The sequence below is a fragment of the Chryseobacterium sp. FW101-FHT12H09 genome (assembly GCF_058790395.1).
This window is the reverse complement of record NZ_JBYTCP010000001.1, coordinates 811,813-832,805: the sequence shown is the minus strand read 5'-3', so window position 1 is coordinate 832,805 and position 20,993 is coordinate 811,813. Positions and strand designations below refer to the sequence as shown.

The 20,993-nt window shown below is 33.2% G+C and carries 24 protein-coding genes; 6 read left to right on the top strand and 18 right to left on the bottom strand.

Annotated features, from left to right (window positions below):
• Nucleotides 1–91 precede the first annotated feature (91 nt).
• Complete coding sequence (locus AC3WRL_RS03780; RefSeq protein ID WP_492329765.1) at nt 92–1,147, bottom strand: AraC family transcriptional regulator; 1,056 nt, start codon at nt 1,145–1,147, stop codon at nt 92–94.
• A 428-nt stretch (nt 1,148–1,575) separates the two neighbouring features.
• On the opposite strand from AC3WRL_RS03780, the gene AC3WRL_RS03775 reads away from it, so the two are divergent.
• Nucleotides 1,576–2,589 (top strand): DUF2268 domain-containing putative Zn-dependent protease, encoded by a 1,014-nt coding sequence (locus AC3WRL_RS03775; RefSeq protein WP_492329764.1) that lies wholly within the window; start codon nt 1,576–1,578, stop codon nt 2,587–2,589.
• A 76-nt stretch (nt 2,590–2,665) separates the two neighbouring features.
• Here AC3WRL_RS03775 and AC3WRL_RS03770 read toward each other — a convergent pair whose 3' ends face one another.
• From AC3WRL_RS03770 to AC3WRL_RS03745, 6 genes are all read right to left on the bottom strand, one after another.
• On the bottom strand, nt 2,666–2,905 hold the full coding sequence (locus tag AC3WRL_RS03770) for a hypothetical protein (protein ID WP_492329763.1): 240 nt from the start codon (nt 2,903–2,905) through the stop codon (nt 2,666–2,668).
• Nucleotides 2,906–3,001: 96 nt separating this feature from the next.
• Nucleotides 3,002–3,799, bottom strand: coding sequence for a helix-turn-helix transcriptional regulator (locus AC3WRL_RS03765; protein ID WP_492329762.1), 798 nt, complete (start codon nt 3,797–3,799; stop codon nt 3,002–3,004).
• A gap of 27 nt (nt 3,800–3,826) precedes the next feature.
• Nucleotides 3,827–4,804 (bottom strand): SDR family oxidoreductase, encoded by a 978-nt coding sequence (locus AC3WRL_RS03760; protein WP_214832434.1) that lies wholly within the window; start codon nt 4,802–4,804, stop codon nt 3,827–3,829.
• A 230-nt stretch (nt 4,805–5,034) separates the two neighbouring features.
• Complete coding sequence (locus AC3WRL_RS03755; protein ID WP_214832431.1) at nt 5,035–5,772, bottom strand: SDR family oxidoreductase; 738 nt, start codon at nt 5,770–5,772, stop codon at nt 5,035–5,037.
• Nucleotides 5,773–5,838: 66 nt separating this feature from the next.
• The gene (locus tag AC3WRL_RS03750) at nt 5,839–6,423 is read right to left on the bottom strand and encodes a TetR/AcrR family transcriptional regulator (RefSeq protein WP_492329761.1); all 585 of its coding nucleotides are present in this window, start codon (nt 6,421–6,423) and stop codon (nt 5,839–5,841) included.
• A gap of 71 nt (nt 6,424–6,494) precedes the next feature.
• Entirely contained in the window at nt 6,495–6,905 is a 411-nt protein-coding gene (locus AC3WRL_RS03745) for a DoxX family protein (protein WP_492329760.1), read from the bottom strand.
• 119 nt (nt 6,906–7,024) lie between these two features.
• On the opposite strand from AC3WRL_RS03745, the gene AC3WRL_RS03740 reads away from it, so the two are divergent.
• Nucleotides 7,025–7,366: a winged helix-turn-helix transcriptional regulator gene (locus AC3WRL_RS03740; RefSeq protein ID WP_214832419.1), complete on the top strand. Its 342-nt coding sequence runs from the start codon at nt 7,025–7,027 to the stop codon at nt 7,364–7,366.
• 17 nt (nt 7,367–7,383) lie between these two features.
• Here AC3WRL_RS03740 and AC3WRL_RS03735 read toward each other — a convergent pair whose 3' ends face one another.
• The 3 genes from AC3WRL_RS03735 to AC3WRL_RS03725 all read right to left on the bottom strand — a co-directional run bounded on the left by AC3WRL_RS03735 (nt 7,384) and on the right by AC3WRL_RS03725 (nt 9,479).
• Nucleotides 7,384–7,923, bottom strand: a complete 540-nt coding sequence (locus AC3WRL_RS03735) for a GNAT family N-acetyltransferase (protein ID WP_492329759.1) — start codon at nt 7,921–7,923, stop codon at nt 7,384–7,386.
• Nucleotides 7,924–7,941: 18 nt separating this feature from the next.
• Nucleotides 7,942–8,598 (bottom strand): hypothetical protein, encoded by a 657-nt coding sequence (locus AC3WRL_RS03730; RefSeq protein ID WP_261511213.1) that lies wholly within the window; start codon nt 8,596–8,598, stop codon nt 7,942–7,944.
• 92 nt (nt 8,599–8,690) lie between these two features.
• Nucleotides 8,691–9,479: a DUF6896 domain-containing protein gene (locus AC3WRL_RS03725; RefSeq protein WP_492329758.1), complete on the bottom strand. Its 789-nt coding sequence runs from the start codon at nt 9,477–9,479 to the stop codon at nt 8,691–8,693.
• Nucleotides 9,480–9,575: 96 nt separating this feature from the next.
• Between AC3WRL_RS03725 and pafA the strand changes: the two genes are divergently transcribed.
• The gene (pafA, locus tag AC3WRL_RS03720) at nt 9,576–11,222 is read left to right on the top strand and encodes an alkaline phosphatase PafA (RefSeq protein ID WP_214832411.1); all 1,647 of its coding nucleotides are present in this window, start codon (nt 9,576–9,578) and stop codon (nt 11,220–11,222) included.
• Between the two features lie 57 nt (nt 11,223–11,279).
• Here the strand turns inward: pafA and AC3WRL_RS03715 are convergent, their stop codons facing one another.
• Together AC3WRL_RS03715 and AC3WRL_RS03710 are read right to left on the bottom strand one after the other, a co-directional pair.
• A complete protein-coding gene (locus tag AC3WRL_RS03715; protein ID WP_492329757.1) occupies nt 11,280–12,404 on the bottom strand; it encodes a tetratricopeptide repeat protein in 1,125 nt (374 codons plus the stop codon).
• A complete protein-coding gene (locus AC3WRL_RS03710; RefSeq protein ID WP_492329756.1) occupies nt 12,401–14,056 on the bottom strand; it encodes a helix-turn-helix domain-containing protein in 1,656 nt (551 codons plus the stop codon). Before AC3WRL_RS03710 ends, AC3WRL_RS03715 begins: the two co-directional genes overlap by 4 nt.
• A gap of 173 nt (nt 14,057–14,229) precedes the next feature.
• Between AC3WRL_RS03710 and AC3WRL_RS03705 the strand changes: the two genes are divergently transcribed.
• A complete protein-coding gene (locus AC3WRL_RS03705; protein ID WP_251040622.1) occupies nt 14,230–15,522 on the top strand; it encodes a T9SS type A sorting domain-containing protein in 1,293 nt (430 codons plus the stop codon).
• A gap of 84 nt (nt 15,523–15,606) precedes the next feature.
• On the opposite strand, the gene AC3WRL_RS03700 is transcribed toward AC3WRL_RS03705, so the two are convergent.
• The 6 genes from AC3WRL_RS03700 to AC3WRL_RS03675 all read right to left on the bottom strand — a co-directional run bounded on the left by AC3WRL_RS03700 (nt 15,607) and on the right by AC3WRL_RS03675 (nt 18,866).
• Entirely contained in the window at nt 15,607–15,912 is a 306-nt protein-coding gene (locus AC3WRL_RS03700; RefSeq protein ID WP_214832395.1) for a barstar family protein, read from the bottom strand.
• Nucleotides 15,909–16,430: a matrixin family metalloprotease gene (locus AC3WRL_RS03695; protein ID WP_261511219.1), complete on the bottom strand. Its 522-nt coding sequence runs from the start codon at nt 16,428–16,430 to the stop codon at nt 15,909–15,911. The genes AC3WRL_RS03700 and AC3WRL_RS03695 overlap by 4 nt, the downstream gene beginning before the upstream one ends.
• A gap of 79 nt (nt 16,431–16,509) precedes the next feature.
• Nucleotides 16,510–16,995, bottom strand: coding sequence for a ribonuclease domain-containing protein (locus tag AC3WRL_RS03690; protein WP_214832383.1), 486 nt, complete (start codon nt 16,993–16,995; stop codon nt 16,510–16,512).
• A 10-nt stretch (nt 16,996–17,005) separates the two neighbouring features.
• A complete protein-coding gene (gene nadE, locus AC3WRL_RS03685; RefSeq protein WP_214832376.1) occupies nt 17,006–17,797 on the bottom strand; it encodes an NAD(+) synthase in 792 nt (263 codons plus the stop codon).
• Between the two features lie 11 nt (nt 17,798–17,808).
• The gene (locus tag AC3WRL_RS03680) at nt 17,809–18,336 is read right to left on the bottom strand and encodes a GNAT family N-acetyltransferase (protein ID WP_492329755.1); all 528 of its coding nucleotides are present in this window, start codon (nt 18,334–18,336) and stop codon (nt 17,809–17,811) included.
• Nucleotides 18,336–18,866 (bottom strand): GNAT family N-acetyltransferase, encoded by a 531-nt coding sequence (locus AC3WRL_RS03675; protein ID WP_492329754.1) that lies wholly within the window; start codon nt 18,864–18,866, stop codon nt 18,336–18,338. The genes AC3WRL_RS03680 and AC3WRL_RS03675 overlap by 1 nt, the downstream gene beginning before the upstream one ends.
• 152 nt (nt 18,867–19,018) lie before the next feature.
• On the opposite strand from AC3WRL_RS03675, the gene gldB reads away from it, so the two are divergent.
• Complete coding sequence (gene gldB, locus AC3WRL_RS03670) at nt 19,019–20,005, top strand: gliding motility lipoprotein GldB (RefSeq protein WP_492329753.1); 987 nt, start codon at nt 19,019–19,021, stop codon at nt 20,003–20,005.
• Nucleotides 20,006–20,087: 82 nt separating this feature from the next.
• Nucleotides 20,088–20,990 carry an ABC transporter ATP-binding protein gene (locus AC3WRL_RS03665; protein ID WP_214832363.1) on the top strand — a complete coding sequence of 301 codons (903 nt, stop codon included), beginning with the start codon at nt 20,088–20,090 and terminating at the stop codon, nt 20,988–20,990.
• Nucleotides 20,991–20,993 lie beyond the last annotated feature (3 nt).

Here is a 20,993-nt window from a genome sequence, read left to right as displayed (position 1 = left end):
ATTTAAGCAAACCTGTACAGAAGAACTTGTATTTTATGTGTTTGATTATTAGTTGTTTGTGAATATTAAGTTATAGTAACATTAGTTTTTACTAGAACGCATACTCGGTTGGAAGGCAGTTGAATTCCTTTTTGAAATATTTGTAAAAAGTAGATTTAGACTTGAAGCCACACTGGTAAGCGAGATCTGTAACATTGGCATCAGGTTCTTCTTCCAACATACGTTTGAACCGTAATACCCTGTTTCGATTGGTGTATTCATGGAAATTGGAAGTCAGATACTGGTTAAAAGTAATGGTAAGATCCGTTCTGGAAACAGATAAATGCCGGGCAAGATGATCCAATGTAAAGGTATCTTCCAGATATTCCTGACTTTCACTATAAAATTCTTCTATACAGATTTTTATTTTTTCAAAATCTATTTTAGATAAGTCTTTATACTGGTATTTTTCCTTAATGACAACCTCTACAACAGGTTGCTGCATATTTTTTTTGAGCTGCTCCTGGTGCGTTAAAACATAAACGTACAAAATCCAGGCAAACTGAACCAGGAATAAAAGGGTATATATTTTTTGAAATAAGAGAATGTCAAAACCAAATTTAAAACTGCACCAAAATGCTAACATGCTTGCTAAGATAAAAGACAGAAATAAACGAAATTGTTTAAATAAAGGATTTTGAATCTTATTCTGATATTTATACAATAGGAAAATACAAATGATAAGACTACATGCCCAATAATGAATGTAATAGTTAACGAAATAGGTTTTGTAGAAATGAATAATAGCATCCGCCTCTTGGTACCCAAACAACTTAGCCGATAAAGCAAAAGTATGAAGCAGAACGATCAGAGAGAAAGGGTACAGTAAATACTTTAACTTATCACGCCATTTGAATTCTATAAAATTAAAAGTAATATATAAAAATATTAAGCCTTTAAAGATCCTTAAGCTTCCAGGGATTTCATAAAGAATAGATTCATAACCAAACCTATTTATAATGAAGTACTCATAACCCATATCCAATATGACAGTTACAATATATAGCAGTAGCATATTGAGGAAAGATTTTCTGTTTTGAGCCAGAAAAAGTAAAACGGCAAGCGTAATAATTGCCTGCAGAATGACAACCATTATAATGTACAACATAAACAATTAGATCTGGTCAAAAGTATTAATAAAGAAGAAGTCTATTTTTAACACATCATTAAATTATTAATAAACCTTTATTTTTTTTAATTACTATAAAATTTTAATACCTGATCCTAAGAAACGGTAAGAGAAAATTTTTGATTGAAAAATAATCTCCATTTTGGATGATTTCCTTAAAATATGATTAAATATTTCCCTACTTACTTATTTCATTTGTAATAAAAATTAACTTTGAAATGTCTAATAGGTAGACAACCTGCTTATCTGAAATGAAAATATTGCATTTTTTGATTTTAAATAATACGGATATCCCAATAAATCTTTAGGCTTGGTCTTGTACTGGTATTTTTGGAAGAATGAAATTTATTAAGGGCAACTAAGAATATCGAAGTCGAATTAATAGTAAGATTAAACTAAAACTCAAAATGAAAAGAACAACTTTATTAATATTCTCTGTTGTGACCGTATATTTTTGTTCAACAAACCAAAAATTAAATCCCGAAAATTCTTTTGAAAGAGATCTTAATAAAGTGGCTGACAGTATCAAGGTGAATGATATAGTGGTTAAAAATATTTTCAAGTATCAGATACTGGCGCATCGTAATGATTCTTTTGATGAAAGGATGATCGTTGACAAAGTATACAAATCCCATCAAAAACTTTGGGATAGTTGCTATGCGGTTATTTTTGGTGAAAAAAATGCTGGCTTATATAATAATCCTGAAGGTATGATACAATGGAATAAAACGTTGTATCCAAAACATAAAGCTGAATTTGATAGTAAGACACAGAAACTTTTAAAACTGAATCTCAACCGGATATTAACAACAAATCTAAAAAAGTTCAGCCAGATGGTACCATATCAACCTAAAGCTACCATAAGTATACTTTTTACACCATTTACAGGAATCGGTTTCGGTGGCTGTAAGGCTGATCAGTTTGCACTTGAACTGAATAATGACAGTACAGATCCTGAATTTACATTGGAAAAAGGTTTACCACATGAGCTCAACCATCTTGTTTATGAAAAGTTCAGGAACCACGACATTAACAAAAATTCTGCATTAAGCCAAACAATTGATGAAGGTTTTGCATGTTATTTTACCTGGATATTTTTTGAAGGTAAAATGGAAAGATATCATGCTGTAGAAAATATGTCACAGGAAAATTGGTCCTGGTATCTTAAAAATGAAAAAAAGATCTTTATGAGCGTGAAACCCTATTTTTCAGATACTTCAGGAGATAATCCATTATTGAAGAATGATAAGAAAAAACTTTTCCCACAAGCTCCAAAGACCTTGAATTATTGGTTAGGATTCAGAATCGTAGAAAAATATGTAGAGAAACACGGAACGAATTCCTGGAAAGATATTTATAAGCTTACCCCAAAAGAGGTATTAGATAAAAGTGGTTATGAAAATTATATTAATTCTTTATAAAATATATTGATTGTTAGAATAATGTAAAAACGCATCCAAAAGATGCGTTTTACTGTTACTGATTTTTTTTCAACTATTAAAAATAAATACATCCGCATCCGGTTTCCCATTCTTGGCAAAAACGTTTTGGTTCATGACATCCTCCTCCAGGTCCACCACCTGCTTTAGGACTTTTGTAACATACATCTCCACTACAATAGGTGTCATAACCAGGACCCGCTGGAGGGCAAACCCCATCAAGGCAAAATGCATAAGCAGTATCTCCGCCACTGATTAATACTAAATCTCTTCTCGTTAGTTTCTTTAAATTTTTCATATTACTAAGTTTTAATTTATTGATTACTAATGTAATAAAAATTATTTAATACACGTTGTTGTGATTAAATAAGCGCATATTAAACTAATTTGAAGATTACAAAACTGTTTTATGACTCAAATGTGCTGGAGAGAAGCCATACTGTTTTTTGAAAACATAAGAGAAGTGGGAGAGATCTTCGAAACCGAGATCGATATAAATTTCTGTAGGTTTTTTATGTTCTTTATCCAGCAAAAAATAAGCTTCCTGCAAACGTTTATTCATTAACCATTTACCCGGAGGCATATTGAAGATGGTTTTAAATTCACGTTTAAAAGTAGATAAACTCCGTCCCGTCATAAAAGCAAAACGTTCCAGACTGATGTTGAATTTAAAATTATGGTTCATAAAAGATTCCAGATCGATTTTATAAGGAACATTAAAATTGAAAAAGATATTTTTCAATTCAGGATTGTTTTTTAATAAGATCATTAATAGTTCCTCTCTTTTAATATCAACAAAAATACTGTCCAACTGCTCAGTCCCATTATAATATGGTTCTAATGAGTGGATAAAATTTTTAATCAGTTTATCTTCATTAATGAACAGGAAAGAGTCATTGTTTTCTGTTGGTTCTGCAGAGTAGGGGTGACGTTCCAGAAATTTTCTTAAAAATGTTTCGTCAAAAGATATAATTACTTTCTCAAAGACTCCATCTTCCTTATGCTTTGTATACCGTACCAGATGATTTTTCCTTGCAATACAATAGTCTCCCGGTTTCATAGTGTAGTGTTTATAACCGTCATATGAAATCATGGAGCCCTTCAGTAAAAATAGAAAGAAATGCTCCGGGATGAATTGTTCCGGTGATATCTCAGGACCGAGGTAGCAGGATTGTATGTTGTTAAATTTCAATGTACTATTTCTTTTGATATAACAAATTTATGCTTTTACCTTTAAACTGTCTGCACTCGCTAATAGTGCCTCTTCTCTGCTTTTGGGAATCCAGTGTAATATTGTTTTTGCCTTTTCATTAGAAATTTCTTTATAAAAATCCCTTCCGATAGGACTCAGATCCTGAATTCTTGAAGAATACTCTGGTCTTTTTGCTTTAATAAGTTGTGCCACATCATAAAATGCCATTACTCCTTCAGAAGTAGCAATGAACCTTTCTCCTGCAGCATTCGGATGGAGCATTGCTTTGATATGAATATCTGCAACATCTCTGACATCAACTACTCCCATCGTAAAGTTTGGATTGTAATTGGTTGTCCCATCAATAATTCCTGCAACGGCAATATCCAATGACGCGGAAGAAATTCCCCCTACAATTGGACCAAAAATCCCGACAGGATTAATAACGGTTAACTCCATACCATTACCTTCTTTTTCAATAAATTCCCAGGCGGTTTTTTCAGCTACGGTCTTTGATTTGATATACGGTGGAAGATCTGCATCTACATCTGTCCAGTCCTTTTCCGTGAAAATATGTCCTTTCGTGTCATTACTGTAGCCCACTGCCGCAAAAGATGAGGTAAGTACTACTCTTTTTACGCCTGCACCACGGGAAGCTTTTAATACACGTAAAGCGCCATCTCTGGCGGGAATGATCAGTTCATTTTCGTCTTTCGGATCCTGAGCAGGGAAGGGAGATGCCACATGAAGCACATAATCACAACCTTTTACAGCTTCATCCCAATTACGATCACTTGTAAGATCTGTTTCATAAAATGAAAGGAGCGTGAAATCTGTAATTCCACCTTCTTCTAATGCTTTCAATACAACATCTTTTTTAGCAAGCGAACGGATTGTTGTTTTTACTTTATATCCCTGCTGTAATAATTGGAGGATGGTATGTATTCCTACGAATCCTGTCCCACCTGTTACTAATACTGTTTTTCTTGACTCTAAATTTTCCATAATTCTTTTAAATTTTATAAGACAAAGTTCCTTATAAATTAAACTGAAGATTTTGTTGTGGAGTTCAATTTTTGTTTGTTGTAGAGTTCAATTTAGAAGATAGAAAAGAAAAAAGCAATCAAAGCTTAATTGCCTTAATTGCTTTTGATGTATTAACCATTTAATTTACATTCGAGTTAAGTCAATTGTATAAAAGATTTCTTAGCTTCGCCCGAAATAACAGAGATTGTTTAATTATTGAATGTACTGAAAGCAGCTTCTGAACTTGCAAAGAAATTGTTATACAATAATTCAGTATTTCCAACACGTACTTCGTAAACATCATTCTGAAATGCTTTTATCAGATCTCCGGCTACTTCAGAAGCTGGGATGCCATTTTCACGACCACCAATTTCTACTGAAAATTCAGTGTTTACTAAAGGCGGCATTAATTCAAAAACTTTTACACTCGTGTCTTTTGCCAATTCATATCGTAGTAATCTTGTGTAAGAACGTAGAGCAGCTTTAGAATCTGAGTAAGTCGGTACATGAGATCCAGGAACAAATGCTACAATAGAAGAGACATTTACGATTGCAGCTTCATTCTGTTGTTTTAATAAAGGAAGCAATTTTTCTGTCAAGCGGATAGGTGCGAAGTAATTAGTTGTAAATTCCGCTAAAGCTTTGGTGTAGGTATCCGAAGAATCAGAAAGTGTATATGCATAAGCATTAGCTGCATTATTAATCAGGATATTTAATTCCCCAAAATTAGTTTTGATTTCCTCTACCAATCTGTTAACATCATTTTCATCTGTAATATCAGCCTGAATGGTGAAAACATTGTCTAAATCTTTAGCCGCAGCATCCAGCTTTTCCTTGTTTCTTCCTACAATGATAACTTTGTTTGATGGGTTCAATGCTTTTGCAATTTCTAAACCGATTCCTGATCCTCCTCCTGTAATAAGGATAGTGTTGTTTGTAATGTTCATAACTTTTGTTTTAAATATATTAAATTTTATTATTGTACTATTTGGTACAAAATTGTTTAAAAAAATTTATTCGAGTATTTTTAAATTCATTTCAATAAGGGAGCGAAATATTTTGGGTGAATCTTCCATGCGTCTGGTCACATGAAGTCCATTCCACAAATTAGTAAGATGCCAGGCTAAAATTTCGGCCTCTTCATTATTTTTTATTTGCTCGGTGGATTGTGCTTTTCTAATTGCTTCTGCAAATACCTGCTGTAAATTTTTAAGAAAACCAACAGAGATCCGTTTTACCTCATTGTCTTTGTCAGAGAGTTGTACCAAAGCATTTCCAAGGTAACATCCACGTTCTTCATCGCAATTGTGTGCTTCAGCTAATTTCAAAAAGAATTGCTTGATGAATTCAATTTGATTATCTGATTTGGAAAGTTGTTCTAGAAAACTGTTATTAAAACCTTCCGCAAACTGTTCAATAGAACGAATATACAATTCACGTTTTCCACCTTTAAAAGCAAGATAGAAACTTCCTTTTCCTATACCCATCGCATTCAGTAGCTCATCCGCAGAAGCAGTATCATAGCCTTTATCTTTGAAAACATGAATCGCTTTCTCAATAGCTTGATGTTCGTCGAATATTTTAGGTCTCCCTGCCATGGTTTCTCTATTTTGATGAAACAAAGGTATGTAATTGTACCATTCGGTACAAAATAAAATTTACAATATCTTTAATTGATTTTGTCGATTGAATTTAATTTTCCCAGTTGTTTATTTTTACCCCATACAATATAAATGGAGATGAGAAGAAAGAATATATTGATTCCGATCTGTGAGATTTCTCCACGGGAAATGTGAAAAATTGAAGCTGAAATCATTAACAGAATTACTCCATAAGCCGCATATATTGTGAATCTGGTTTTTGGGTTGATTAGATTTGGTAAAATAAGCCCGATCGCTGCTGTTGCATCAAAAATGCCGGTTATGATTACTAATCCTCTGTTTGCAGCCGTCCATGGCCATATTTTAGATAGTTCATCGATAGGTTGAAAGAGTTTCATTGAAGATGCCCAAATTAGAGATGTAGACAGGAAAATTTGTACGGTCCAGAGTGAGATATTTAAAATTTTTGATGTTTTCATTTTATAGTAATTCTTTAAAATTGATGGATCAAAATTACTTACTTTTGTTATCCGAAAATGCTTGCTTTCCAGGTGGATAGCGCTTTCTGATCGGAAAGTAATATAAAAATCAAAGACTTATGTTATCAAAAGGGGGATGTCCTAAAACTATGCTTTCTATCAAGGATGCTTTGGATGCTGTAGAAGGGAAATGGAAATTGCTTATTTTATTTTCTTTATCTGAAAAACCTAAAAGATTTAAAGAACTTTCAAAAGAAGTTATTGGAATAACAGATAAAATGCTATCCAAAGAACTGAAGCTTTTGGAAACGAATAAACTTATCGAAAGGGAAGCTTTTGATACAGTTCCACCAAAAGTGCAATACTCTATTACAGAACACGGTTTGTCCCTTGAAAAAGTGCTGGATGAATTACATTTTTGGGGACTGTCTCATCGGTCAAGAATTCTAAGCGAATGGTAGATGTTTTAAACTGCAGATTATTCGACATCAAAACTCATATATAAAGCCGTTTCTGTAGAATTATTATACAGCTTGGTATTGATTCCTGTTAAGGCAAATCCTGCCCGCTGATAGAATTTTATAGCAGGGTAGTTGGTGTTTTGAGTTTCCAGTTCCACTATTCTGCACTTTAAATTTCTGGCTTCTCTGTTTGCCTTTTTTAGAAGTTGCTTTCCGATATCCTGCCCTCTGAATTTTTCATCGATCAGAATATTTTCTATGTAATAGCTGTTATTCCATTCCCTGAATTCAGCGATCAGCCACCCTACTAATTCATCTTCTTCATAGGCTCCAAAAGAATGTCCCTGTTCTATTATTTCATTGAGTTCAGTGATATCATCAGGACTTGTTTCCCATGTCTTTTTATACTGTTGTTTTTTCTCTCTCAACGAAAATTCAAAAGTATTATTCATTTCAATGGCGGAAACTACAAATATGGTATCTGTTTCATATCCATTAAATCCCCAATTGATCGTTGGATTAGATGGGAGTTTTTCCAGTTTTTTAATTTCTATCATGAAAGATTAATGTGAGATTTATTGGTTTGCAATATTATTTTCATAGAAATCAGTAAATCTTTCAAGGAGATCATCAGGATTATTTCTATCAAATTGACCAAACCCTAAAGTCATTATATGTCCTGAGACAAATTGAGAAAATACAGAATTGAAATTTTCAATATAGGTTTCAGCATGCCCCTGCAACTCTATCTCAGCCTCGATCATTTTTGTCCAGTGAGGAGGGTTTTCCTCATTCTTCGAATAAGTAAGATAAGGAAATATAAAAGGAACAAATTTTTGATATTGTTGATGTTTATTGGGATCCAGACTATCATTTGGCCAGACCATGAATTGGTCTAAGCCTAAATTTTGTGATTCTACAACCATAGCAGTTTCATTATTGGCAATTTCTGCGATCGCCTTTTTTTCTTTAAGATAAATGGAAAACCAGGCGAGGTCCCATGCCGTTGCCCCTTTTTGATTGACAAGGTAATAGGGATGGAAAATAGAATCTATTGCAATGAAACCTTGATTGCCAACTGTATTTCTTATAATTTCGGACACCGCTTCTTTATCTGAAATTTGTTGCAGTGGATTACCATTGATAAATCCATAAATGTAATGAGAGTTCCAGTGAGAAGGATCGAATGAAGGTTCATTATCCTCCTCGTGATTAAGTTCTTGTGATAGCATTTTTGTGGTGTTAAATTATTATTAATATCTTATTTATCTAGACTTAAAATCTAATAAGAACATAGTTAACTGCTTTTTAAGTAAATTAAATTTTACTGTAAATTTTTACGTTTAAGCCCTAAAAATTCTAATAAATTAAATTTAGGATGGTAATATTCTTCATTATCATTAAAAACTGCAATTTCAACTTTATCCCTATCAGTTACTACAACTCCAGTATGATCTTTAAAATTTGAAGTAATTTTTTCAAATAAGTCAAGATTCAACATAACTTCAATGATTCTTTGTCCATCGGCAAAATCTTCATATATATTTACAGGTAAAGGATAGTATTTTGTAGAAGACTTTATAAATTGTATAAAAAAATAAGGATCTAAATCTCCAAATTCCATCCCAAACATAAAAGGAACTTCAATCTCTTGTTTTGTGTTAATATTTCCAAAATGACAATGAAAACCGTGAATGAAGTACTTCCAATCTCCTACTTTTCCCTTTTGTTCTTTTCCTTTAAAATGATTAAACATTATAGATGGAAATTTGTGATTAAATCTTATTTTTTTCTTGTGAGCAAACATGAAAACCAATTCTTCACCGAGCTTTCGGTAGTCCTTTGCACAGTTTTCAAAAAACACTTGATTTGCAATAATCTCTTCATCAGTAATCAACTTGACAATGTTGATTTCAGGTTCAATAGTATGAATAGCAATTTGAAAACCTGAAAGTTGCTTTCTTAAATCCTTTCCAACATTCTCTCTTAAACCCTGAATAGATTTGTCAAATAATATTTTAAGTTTTTTGTTTCGAGGAATATTTTTGATATAATCAATCGGTGGAAGCTTGTCAATTGATTGAACTTTGATTTCCTCTATTGTTCTTTCCAATAATTCTAAATATTTAATCTATCTCAAATTTAATCAAAATTTCATACTGCAAAACTTTCAAAACCCTTAAATTTGCTTTCAATAAAAATTTACTAGATGCTTAGGAAAATTTCAATTGCGGCACTTACCATGTTGTCCGTAGTTACAATTGATGCTCAGAAGAACAAAAATTCTCAATTAGAAAGACCAAAATTAGTTGTAGGTTTAGTAGTAGACCAGATGCGTTGGGACTACTTGTACCGTTTTTACAGTAAATATGGAAATGACGGTTTCAAAAGATTATTAAATACCGGATATGCATTAAACAATGTTCATATTCCTTATGTTCCAACAATAACAGCTTTAGGACATACTTGTATTTATACAGGATCAGTTCCCGCGATTCATGGGATTGCAGGAAATGACTGGACCGATAAAGAAACAGGAAAAAATGTTTACTGTACAACCGATGAAAGCGTACAACCGGTTGGAACGACCAGTACCAGAATAGGAAGTCATTCCCCAAAAAATCTGTGGTCAACTACAGTTACTGACGAATTAAAACTGGCAACAAATTTCCAGGCAAAAGTAATTGGAGTGTCTTTAAAAGACCGTGCTTCTATTCTTCCCGCAGGACACACCCCAAACGGAGCTTTTTGGTTTGATGATTCTACCGGGAATTTTATTACCAGCAGCTGGTATATGAATGATCTGCCACAATGGTTAAAATCTTTCAATTCTCAGAATTTACCTGAAAAGTTAGTTTCTAATGGATGGAATACTTTATTACCTATCAATCAATATACAGAAAGTTCACCTGATAATTCTGCTTGGGAAGGTCTTTTAGGAAGTTCAAAAACACCTACTTTCCCTTACAGTAATTTAGCAAAAGATTATAAAGAGAAAAAAGATAATATCCGATATACACCTTTTGGAAATACCTTGACATTAAAGTTGGCAGAAGCTTCTGTAGATGGTGAAAAACTGGGAAGTGATAATGTCACAGATTTCCTGGCGATCAATCTTGCTTCTACGGACTATGCGGGACATAAATTCGGACCTAACTCTATTGAAGTGGAAGATGTCTATTTAAGATTGGATCAGGATCTTGCAGAATTCTTTAGCTACCTTGATTCTAAAGTAGGAAAAGGAGAATATACCGTTTTCTTATCTGCAGACCATGGTGGAGCTCATTCTGTAGGATTTTTAGAAGAGCATAAAATTCCAACAGGTTTCTTTGGTGAAAACAGTCAGAAAGATATCAATCAGAAACTGAAAGAAAAATTCGGTGTAGATAAACTGATCAATGCTGTAGACAATTACCAGATTTATTTCGATAGAAAGCTGTTAAAAGAAAACAAGATAGAATTGGATGATGTAAGAGATTTTACCATCAAGGAATTGGAAAATGATCCAACGGTTTTATATGCTGTTTCTGTAGTTGAAGTTCAGGAAGCAACAATTCCGGAACCTATCAAGCAGAGAATTATCAACGGGATCAACAGACAGAGAAGTGGTGATATTCAACTGATATCTCATGATTCTATGCTTCCTTCTTATGCAAAAACTGGAACATCACACAGTGTATGGAACTCTTATGATTCTCATATTCCCTTATTATTTATGGGATGGGGTATTCAGCACGGAGAAAGCAATAAACCGTACAACATGACAGATATTGCACCTACTGTTTCTTCTTTATTGAAAATCCAATTCCCAAGTGGAAATGTTGGAAATCCTATTACGGAAGTGATAGGTAAATAATCCTTCAGAAAATATAAATTGTAAAAGCACTCTAAATGGAGTGCTTTTTTTATAAAATCAAGATCTGATCAAGGACTGGATCTCTTTATGGTATTTGCTGTTCTGTTTCCTGATCTTTATGATTAAATAAATAATGATGCCTATAACAGCAGTTCCTAACAGGATAATTCCAATTGTAAGATACTTATATCTGTCTTTTAGTTCCTGGGTTTTCTTTAAAGTTTCTTTATTGTGATTGTCAATTGAATGATTAATAGAACTTAGCTCACTTTGTTCTCTTTTAAAACGCATCTCAAAATACTTTCTGTTATAGGTCTGATAGAGATCGGGTTTTCCCATAGCCAGATAGTTTTCCGACATTTCTTTATAGATTCCCTCATTAAGAATAAGGTCTCCCGTATTTTTACAAAGATTTTCAGCCTGAACCAAAAGGTCCAAAGCTTTTTCATTTTCGCGATTTTGCTTAAACATCTCTGCCATACCTTTTAGAGCAAAGGCTTTAAGACTTTTTGCATTTAGCTTTTCAGCATAGTTTACAGATTGTACAAATGCTGCATGAGCTTCTTCTCTTTGATTCAAATTAAGATAGCAGTATCCAATATTATAATAAACAACGCTCATATTCGCATAGGTTGTTTTTTTGCTTTTTACTTTTTCAAAATTTTGAATAGATATCAGTAATTTTTCCAGAGCAATTTCGGAATTGGACTGACTTTTATAGATCATTCCCCGGATTGCATAACTTCTAGCCGTTTCAATATATTTTTCAGGAGTGTCTTCTTGAAGCTGCGCTAAATAATGATCAGCTTCATCAAGTGTTTCAAGACTTTTACTGAAAAGTTCCATTTGTTGATACTGTATTCCTACAGACACGAGTACACTGATTTGTGTTTTTAAATCATTTGTTTTTTGAGCCAGATCCTTTGCTTTAAGAATGTATTGTAAAGATTCGTCGAAGTTTCTTTTCGCAATATTGGCCGTTGACAATAATAGATAAATGGTAATGGATTGATTAATATCCTTTTCTTCTTTTAGTAATTTTTTTCCTATCATAATTGCATTGTCAGGATTGTCATAAATCTCAAGACGTGCTTTTTTGATCAGGGAATCATCAGAAATTTTCTGTCCATATAAAAAAAATGGCGGGATCAGTAATAAAAGGATGATTATAGTGAGCTTCATGACATTTTGTTTTTAGTGATTTCCTGAATGTAAGAATTGGGAGACATTCCCGTAACCGACTTAAATACTGTGGTAAAAGCACTGTGTGACGAAAATCCCGAAAACTCTGCCAGATAACTTACTTTATAATGAAGAAAAGCAGGATCTGTTTTTAATAGATGAGCAATATGATTGATTCTTAATTCGTTAATATATCCATTGAAATTTTTCCCTTTGCTATTGTTAATCACTTCAGAAAGGTATTTTGTATTCACACCCATTTGCGCCGATAAGGTAGAAAGTGACATGCTTTTATTAAGGTAACGATCAGATTGTTCCCAATCATCCAGCTTTTGTAAAATTTCAATTTCTTTCTCTTTTGAAATCTTATTGGAATCTTTTTCTGCAGTTCTATCAATGATAATTTTTTCCTGTTTCTCTTTGTGATAAGTTGCTATTGGAATTGGACGTTCTCTTTTTTTCTGTTTTTCAAAGAAATATACCTGCTTCTTTAAGTCTTTATTTCTTCTTTTTTCTATCAGAAAGTAAACGATCAAGCTTGTTATTGATGATATGAGAACAACAATTAATAGCCATAATTTTTTAGATTGATTTTGTCTCTGAAATTCAAGATTATTGTTCTGATAGGTTTCCACCAATTTTACAATGTAACGTATGCCTTCTTTTTGATTAGAGTCTAATTTGGATTTTATCTCGAGATAAAGCTTATTATATTCGTGGTATTTAGTATCATTATGTAAAGCAAAATAAGTTTTTGCTAAAGACTCATAAATTTTCGATTTTAAATTATTGTAAGGTAGATTTTCAATTTCCAAAAGTCCCTTTTCCAGTTTATCAATGGCCATTTTATAATTTTCAGTGAGAAAATAATAACGGGATAGATTTTCATAAGCCAATGCAGATAAAAATGGCTGACGAGATTCTTTTTCTAAATTAATGATCACCTGATCAAGGAGAATTTTAGCATCATTATATTTATTTTGTCGCATTAAATAAGAAGCGCGAAAAATTTTATTTTCAAAACCTATCATTCGGTTTTCCTCATTATGAAAATCGATATATTGATCACTTTTATTTAAGTTATCAAAAGCTGTACTATAATTTCTTATAATAGCTGAGTTAATGGCTTGTAGCTGGTAAAGTTTAGCAATCGTTATTTTTGATTTTGGACTTTCATTTTTCAGTAATTTAGTATCAGATAAAAGGCTTGAAATGATTTTTTGAGATTGATTATAAAGATCAAGATTCTGATACTGATCGGCCAGGTTATACTCTCCAAATAGCTGCATAAAATAAGAAATATCCCGATCTTTTTCAGTATCATCTTTCTGTGCAGAAGCATTAACAGATTGTACATAATCTCCTTTCATGGCATAAGCCTGTGAAATAATATTCTGTAAAATGATTTTGTGTTCAGTATTTTGGTCACTTATCAATAAGCTTTGAGAATAGCTGATGCAGTCATCAGGGTTTTGATAGAGTTTCTGAAAAGCTTTATCCGCTAAAATGGTAAAGTCAGGACCAGACTGTCCATTGATAAAAATGCAACACACAAATATAGCCAGTATGAGTATTCTGTTTTTAGCGTTTTTAGTTGAAAATAATTCGTTTTTCTTATGGTTTTCGTCAATCGTCTTAAAATCTGTCTTCAAAGTTGAATTTTTGTAATTTATTGATTTTTAATTGTTTAAATTTTTAATTCTTTTAAATTTCACGAATTATGTAAGTCAAATTCTTTTAAAAAGGTAAATATAATATTAATATTGTTTCCACCAATTCAAAATATTAACACCAAAGAAATATGAGAAAATTTTACAAAATTTCAATGAAAGCTTTATACGCTTGTTTTTTGTGTAACCTGTCCTTTGTGGCAAATGCGCAATTAACGGTAATGGCAACCGGAAATTATACGGTAGGAGCGATCTCCGGTAATGGAGTAGTAAGTATGCATACCAGTGGCGGCGGAATTTTTAAATGGGATGCCGCAAACGGATTATCGCAAATAGGAACGATTTCTAATGGTTATCCAGCTGCAGGAAGAACGATGGTTAATAGTGATGGCTCAAGAATAGCATCCTCTGTAACCAACACAATCACTGGATTTAATGAAGTATCCATCTACAATACAACAAACTCTACATGGACTAATCTTGGTGGGCTTGTGCCTACCGGTTGGGATGGCTCCGTAAGTTCAACCTGGGGAATGAGTACTGATGGAAATACTATTGTAGGACTAGGCTGGATAAGTGCAGCTAACGCACATGCCATAAAATGGAATTCTCAAAATGGAATGGTTGATCTTGGTAGTATGGTTTCCGGAAGAAGTTCAAGAGCAAACGCAGTCAATGAAAATGGAACAGTAATCGTCGGTTGGCAAGATGAAGACGATGGCACAAGAAGTGGTGCAAAATGGGTAAATGGAGTTGAAAGTTATATTACCGACGGTAGTGGAAATAATGTAGGGGAGGCTGGAGACGTTTCTGCTGATGGAAATACAATAATAGGAGCGAGTATGCCCAATCCGTATGTATGGAACAATACTACGGGTCTCACCTATATAACACATCCTAATTCCTCAGCCTTCTTCAGAGGTGGAGCAACCGGAATTTCCGCTGATGGCGGAACGGTAATAGGCTTTTTCAGGCCATTTGCAGCACCACCAATGTCTGGAGAAGGCTTTATATGGACAGCTGGAGGAGGGAGAATTAATTTAAATGATTATGCCACAAGTTTGGGTATTGCTACCCAAGGTGTAATCATGTCACTGCCTTTGGCTATTTCCAAGGATGGTAAAAAAATAGCAGGAATAGGGACAAATTCTTCTAATCAGATTGTTGCATTTTATCTGGATCTTTCGGAATTCCTATCAACTCATGAAGTGACAAAACAAGTTTCAGGACTATCTATTTATCCTAATCCGGTTAAAGACATCATCTATTTTAAAGGAGTTGAAAAAATTGAAAAAGCTGAAATTTATAATATGGTCGGTCAGAAAATAATGACCTCTGATGCTGAGGGACATCAAATTGATGTATCATCGTTATCAACGGGGAATTATATACTGCAAATTTTTGTGAGGGGGGAAATCTCACAGAATCTAAAATTCATTAAACAGTAAAGATAAAAATTGGACACTTTTACATGACTTAGGCCAAAAAACTCGCAGAACAATCTGCGAGTTTTATTTTATTATGTTCTTTAATTATTCTTGGTCTTCGGATGCATCCTCATCCTCATATTGCTCAAGATAGTAACTGAAAGTGAAGTCTTCCATTTGTTCCTCTGCATCTTCAAGAGTCGTCAGTAAATCTTCAAAAATTTCCAACTGATCCACGGTTAAATTCACAAATTCCAGATGGAGAGGCATTTCCAGTTCACCAGTAATAACATCATAGAGTGCATCAAGGTTATCTCCAAAATATTCCGGTAAACTGATCTTTTCTTTTAACTGAGTATAAAAATCCTCATAATCTCCTATATCCGTAAAATCTATATATACTGTTTTCATATTAAGTTGAATTTCCAATTTTTATTTTTTAAAAAAGTTTTACATTTTGGGCAGAAATCAATTTCCTCATCTGTAGGATTTTTACCTTCTGCACTTCTCATAAAACACTTTTTCTCAGGACAGTGTTTTAGTCCTTGTGTATGACCAATTTCATGAATAGCAATTTTAAAAAGCTGTTCATCGTTTTTTTCTTTATTTAATCTAAAGTTTGAAGCAACACATGCTTTTCCAGGTCTATAACCCAAACCCATGATTCCAAAATCACTTACTTTGCCCTTAGTTGTGCTAATATCTTTTGAGGTTAACCCAATGGTTACAAAACCCTCTTTAGTTTTTTCACTTAGAAATTTGATTATCGAATCTGCTTTATAACGTCTTCTATCATTATAATAGGCATTTTTAGGCAAATCTAAGGGTTCCAAAACTTTTATCTTTGGATAGATTTTCTTTATCTCATTAGTTACAAATTTTACGCTTTCAGGGTTTAAATCTTTAAAAGGCTGAACTAATATGATCATCCCATTGTTTTCCTTTTCTGATATTTGCGGTTTATCCGAACAGGAAAGTATAATTATTGAGAGTATAAATAAGAAAAAACTACTGCTTTTCAAAACTTTTGTAATGGTTTTTAGTCAGGTAAACATCGCCGTTTTTTGTAAAGATAATTCGATCTGCATTTCTGTTTCCACAGCTGTAGTTAACATCTGCTTCAAAATACTGATCACCCTTCGGAAGACCACCTTCTCTGTTACCAAAGTGGTCACCACCAATTGCTCTTCCTGGTAAAACTTCACAAAGATTTCCCTTAGAAGGATTCCAGCCTTGGTTTCGGGCTTCATTTTTTGTCATGTAATAATCTGGAAGTTTATGGTTTTGTTTTACATAAGTAATCACGGTTTTCTCAGCCGTCAACTGATCGATAGTCTGTTGATCCGCTGAATTGGCTGAAGTACTGCTATATTCTACTTTTGGACCCTGAACATCTTTTTTGGGATCCGAAAATTTATTAAATACATACATCACGGACATTCCGAATAAAAGTCCAAGACAGGCAAAAAATAAAGGTCTCATTTTACTATTCATAATTTACAAATTAAGATCGCCATTCTTCAGGAACATCACAAACAGGAATAGGATTTATCTTATGTTGTGCTGCTTTATGCATTCTGTCGAAAATTAAAAATACTTCCTTATCACGTCCTTCGTAATCTTCTACAGTCTTGGTTCCATATTCTTTTTGAATTTTTTCAAGCTCAGGATATGTGGCACCAATTTGTTGTTCGTCCGTTCTTTCGGCATCCCAAAGCCCATCCGTAGGAATAGCCTCCTGAATATTCTTAACCAGATTTAAAGCGGTTGCCAATTTGTAAACCTCGGTTTTATAGAGATCAGCAATAGGAGATACATCGACACCACCGTCACCATATTTCGTATAAAATCCGATTCCAAAATCTTCTACTTTATTTCCTGTTCCACAAACCAATAATCCATTGATCTGCCCATAATAATATAAAGTAAGCATTCTTAAACGAGCCCTTGTATTAGCGAAAGCCAATTTTTCATTGGGATAAAGATCATCTTTTACATCAAAGGTTTTATACAGTTCTTCAAAAGCGGGAGTTAAATTAACAGACATTACTTCTACATTGGGAAATCTCGATTTCAAGTCATTCATATGTTCCCAAGCACGGTTTACCTGATCTTCTTTCTGACGGATCGGCATTTCAATTAATAAGGTTTTCAGCCCTGTCATTGCCGCCAGTGTAGAAACTACCCCAGAATCTACCCCTCCTGAAACTCCAATTACATATCCATTTACTTTTGACTTTTCAGCATACTCTTTTAGCCAGCTTACAATATGATCAATTATTTTTTGTGTCTGCATTATTTATATTTTTAATCTATTCCAAATTCTTTGCGGTATTTTACTACCCCTTTTACATTTTTTAAACCATCTTGTATTAGTTCTATAGCCATTCCATTTTCTTCCGGAATCTCAAAAGGAAAAGTGATTCCAAAATTAGTTGTTTTTTTATATCCAAACTTTGGATAATAATTTTCGTGACCTATTAAAATTACAGATTCATAACCTAATTCTTTTGCGATCTTATGTCCATATTCTATCAGCTCGCTTCCTATTCCTTTACTTTGATATTCAGGTTTTACTGAAACGGGTGCTAATGATAAGGAGCTAAAGATTTCCGAATCACTTCGAATAAAAAGCTTTGTGAAAAGGATATGGCCAACAATTTCGTTGTTTATTTCTGCAACAATAGATAATTCAGGAATGAAAGCATCAGACTTTCTAAGCTTTTCTACTAAAAAATGTTCCTGATGATCACTGTAGTCAGCATCTTTAAATGCCTCTTCTACAAGATTGAAAACCTGAGAATAATCTTTTTCCTGTTCCTGCCTTAAGATCATTAGTTTGAACTGTATTTTTCACGCTTTAATTCATACCAAAAACAAAGTCCATCGGGTTCTTCAAATTCTCCGGTTTTTTCAAATCCTAATTTTTTTAAAACATGAATAGAACCGTCATTTTCACAATGAGCGCATGCATAAATTATCTCTTTATCAAGATCATTAAAACCAAAATCTAAAGACGCCTTTGCAGATTCTACGGCATAACCTTTGCCCCAAAATTCTGGAATAAAACGATAACCTAATTCATAAATATTATTGTAACCATTTATCTCTTTGGTAATAAATTTTAACCCGCTCCATCCAATAAGTAAGTTACTTTCTTTTTCGATCACAGCAAGTCTTCCAACACCAGTATCTTTATATTGCTGCTGGATCATTTTAATTATATTTTCAGATTCTTTAATATCCGTTACAGGAGGTGTACCTACATACTTCACCACTTCCGGGTTGGAGTCGAGAAGAAAAAGGCGCTCAGCATCATGATCTTCGAGCCTTCTTAAAATGAGTCTTTCAGTTTCTAGTTGCATTAGTTTGTTTTTTTTAAAAATTCAATATAAGAAAAGACTTTAAGCAATAGAAAAATGAAAATTTATAATGAAACAAGGTGTTTATTTTATTTTTCATGATGACATTGTGTTTAAATCCGTATTTTCGTACACTTAAATTTCATGTAAAAATAATGAAGATTTTTAGAACTATTGCGCTTTCTTCGATTTTAGTTTTGGCACTTTATTCTTGTAAAAAAGAATCTCAGAACCAATGGAAAGTCGAATTGAAAGATCCTGTTGAAAAAGTAGAACTGACCGATATTTCCAAACAATTCTATGACCAGAATATTCCATTGGAAAAATTTAAGGCTGAGTTTCCCTGGTTTCAGGGAACGGTTTCTGATGAAGATTTTAGAAAGAGAAGAACAGATGTTGAAGAGATAAAGATCTATAAAGAGGCTGCTTCTAAAATAGATCAGGTGAAACTTCAGAAGGAACTTCAGGAATTGTTTTCACATATAAAATATTATTTTCCAAAATTCAAAAGCCCGAAAGTATATCTTTTTTCATCTGCATTACAGATGATTCAGGATCCTATTTTTTATGACGAAAAAGGAAACCTTTTATTTATAGATATTTCCGGATTTATGGGCGATAAAAATCCTAATTACAAAGGATTAGAAATGTATTTCCAAAAATCAATGAATCCCAATAATATGGTTCCTAAAGTATCCAGAATGTTTGCGGAAAATATTGTTCCTTTTTCTACGGATCATCAGAAATTTATCGATCAGTTAATGTTTAATGGAAAGATAATGATCCTTCAGGATGCGTTTTTACCTGATACTCCGGATTATTTGAAAATGAATTATACCAAACAGCAATATAATTGGGCAGTGGGTAATGAAGGCAATATCTGGAATTATTTTGTGGAAAGTAATTTATTGTTTGGAGATGATCACAGATTAGAAGAACGGTTTATTTCACCGGGGCCTTTTTCCAAGTTTTATACAGATATCGATAATGAATCTTCTCCTCAGATCGGAATTTTTACAGGATGGCAGATATCTAAAAAATACCTACAAGAAAAGCCTGAAACAAAGCTTACAGATTTTCTTAAAATGGATGGCACTGAAATATTTAACCAGTCTGGTTATAAACCAAGTGTAACAAAATAGATCACTTCTAACACCTATATAAGACCTTTTGCGAAACGCAGGGGGTCTTTTTTATTTTTTAACACCTATCAATACAATATGCATGGAAAATTTAATTAAAATCCAAAACTTAAGTTATGGATTCTCTCAAAATAAACTCATTCTTAAAAATGTAAGTTTATCAGTCCCTAGAGGAAGTATTTTTGGCTTTCTTGGAGCCAATGGCGCCGGAAAATCAACTACCATGAAGTTAATGTTGGGAAGTCTTCCTGATGAAAGCAATACGATTGATATTTTTAACCAAAAGTTATCTCAGCTTTATCCTGAAGGGTTTCAAAAAATTGGAAGCTTAATTGACAGTCCTGCTTTTTACGACCACTTATCCGGATGGGATAATCTTGTTATTCTCTCTAAGCTGAGAGGCCTTCCTGATTCAGAATGCGAAAGGGTTTTGAATTTGGTAGATCTTTGGGATAGCAGAAAAATGAAGATGAAAAAATATTCACTCGGAATGAAGCAAAGGTTGGCAATTGCCATGGCGCTTCTTGGAAAACCAGAGCTCTTAATTCTGGATGAACCTGTTAATGGTCTTGACCCCAACGGAATGCTGGAAATTAGGGAGCTGCTTCTAAAGCTTAATAAAGAGCAGGGAATTACGATATTTATTTCAAGTCATTTATTACAGGAAGTTGAAAAGATGGTTACTCATTTGGCTATTATCTCGAATGGTACCATTAAATTTTCAGGAAGTGTAGAAGAATTAAATAGCCATTACCGCCATAATCATTTACGGATAGGGTTGAATAATGCTGCCAATTTTGTCCAAAGTATTCCTGAGTATTATTCAGCAAAAATAATTGATGCAAACACAATAGAAATAACCGTTCAGTCCAGAGAAGATATTATCAGGCTTAATAAAATGCTGGTGATGAACGAGGCTGAGATTTTTGAGATCAAAAATAGTGCAGGATTGGAAGATTGGTTCATGGAAATAACAAAAAATTAAAAA

Bases quoted from the DNA above. Each gene is read 5' to 3' on its own strand.
- AC3WRL_RS03780 (WP_492329765.1), bottom strand. From the start codon at position 1,147: ATGTTGTACATTATAATGGTTGTCATTCTGCAGGCAATTATTACGCTT.
- AC3WRL_RS03775 (WP_492329764.1), top strand. From the start codon at position 1,576: ATGAAAAGAACAACTTTATTAATATTCTCTGTTGTGACCGTATATTTT.
- AC3WRL_RS03770 (WP_492329763.1), bottom strand. From the start codon at position 2,905: ATGAAAAATTTAAAGAAACTAACGAGAAGAGATTTAGTATTAATCAGT.
- AC3WRL_RS03760 (WP_214832434.1), bottom strand. From the start codon at position 4,804: ATGGAAAATTTAGAGTCAAGAAAAACAGTATTAGTAACAGGTGGGACA.
- AC3WRL_RS03755 (WP_214832431.1), bottom strand. From the start codon at position 5,772: ATGAACATTACAAACAACACTATCCTTATTACAGGAGGAGGATCAGGA.
- AC3WRL_RS03750 (WP_492329761.1), bottom strand. From the start codon at position 6,423: ATGGCAGGGAGACCTAAAATATTCGACGAACATCAAGCTATTGAGAAA.
- AC3WRL_RS03745 (WP_492329760.1), bottom strand. From the start codon at position 6,905: ATGAAAACATCAAAAATTTTAAATATCTCACTCTGGACCGTACAAATT.
- AC3WRL_RS03740 (WP_214832419.1), top strand. From the start codon at position 7,025: ATGTTATCAAAAGGGGGATGTCCTAAAACTATGCTTTCTATCAAGGAT.
- AC3WRL_RS03735 (WP_492329759.1), bottom strand. From the start codon at position 7,923: ATGATAGAAATTAAAAAACTGGAAAAACTCCCATCTAATCCAACGATC.
- AC3WRL_RS03730 (WP_261511213.1), bottom strand. From the start codon at position 8,598: ATGCTATCACAAGAACTTAATCACGAGGAGGATAATGAACCTTCATTC.
- pafA (WP_214832411.1), top strand. From the start codon at position 9,576: ATGCTTAGGAAAATTTCAATTGCGGCACTTACCATGTTGTCCGTAGTT.
- AC3WRL_RS03715 (WP_492329757.1), bottom strand. From the start codon at position 12,404: ATGAAGCTCACTATAATCATCCTTTTATTACTGATCCCGCCATTTTTT.
- AC3WRL_RS03705 (WP_251040622.1), top strand. From the start codon at position 14,230: ATGAAAGCTTTATACGCTTGTTTTTTGTGTAACCTGTCCTTTGTGGCA.
- AC3WRL_RS03700 (WP_214832395.1), bottom strand. From the start codon at position 15,912: ATGAAAACAGTATATATAGATTTTACGGATATAGGAGATTATGAGGAT.
- AC3WRL_RS03695 (WP_261511219.1), bottom strand. From the start codon at position 16,430: ATGATCATATTAGTTCAGCCTTTTAAAGATTTAAACCCTGAAAGCGTA.
- AC3WRL_RS03690 (WP_214832383.1), bottom strand. From the start codon at position 16,995: ATGAATAGTAAAATGAGACCTTTATTTTTTGCCTGTCTTGGACTTTTA.
- nadE (WP_214832376.1), bottom strand. From the start codon at position 17,797: ATGCAGACACAAAAAATAATTGATCATATTGTAAGCTGGCTAAAAGAG.
- AC3WRL_RS03680 (WP_492329755.1), bottom strand. From the start codon at position 18,336: ATGATCTTAAGGCAGGAACAGGAAAAAGATTATTCTCAGGTTTTCAAT.
- AC3WRL_RS03675 (WP_492329754.1), bottom strand. From the start codon at position 18,866: ATGCAACTAGAAACTGAAAGACTCATTTTAAGAAGGCTCGAAGATCAT.
- gldB (WP_492329753.1), top strand. From the start codon at position 19,019: ATGAAGATTTTTAGAACTATTGCGCTTTCTTCGATTTTAGTTTTGGCA.
- AC3WRL_RS03665 (WP_214832363.1), top strand. From the start codon at position 20,088: ATGGAAAATTTAATTAAAATCCAAAACTTAAGTTATGGATTCTCTCAA.